Genomic DNA, 298 nt, shown 5'->3' with positions numbered 1-298 from the left:
GCTTTATATTTAAGCATTGCAATGAACATTCCCCAACCATTATCAGATACGCTTTTACCAAATTTCAATGTTTGGCTCATACCTTTCATATTTAGGTCTTCTATCGCTATAGCATTGTATTTATTTATTAATTGAGTAGATAGTTTATGTAAAAAATCCGATCTTGAATTTTTTATTTTATAGTGTATTCTTGCCACTTTAGTCTTTTGTTTATACCAATTATTTGAAAACCTTACCATACGTGATAATTTCCTTTGTGCCTTGATAAGTTTAGCTTCTAACATACGAAAAAATCTAG

1 protein-coding gene is annotated in these 298 nt (G+C 28.9%); it reads right to left on the bottom strand.

Annotation, left to right across the window (positions count from 1 at the left end; translation table 11 throughout):
• On the bottom strand, positions 1 to 298 hold a 298-nt coding region (locus QMG30_RS24900; protein ID WP_281819931.1), incomplete at both ends, for an RNA-guided endonuclease InsQ/TnpB family protein.

It is taken from the genome of Vallitalea longa (genome assembly GCF_027923465.1).
Lineage (GTDB): Bacteria > Bacillota > Clostridia > Lachnospirales > Vallitaleaceae > Vallitalea > Vallitalea longa.
The sequence above is the reverse complement of the archived record's forward strand: the minus strand, read 5'-3'. Positions and strand labels throughout refer to the sequence as shown.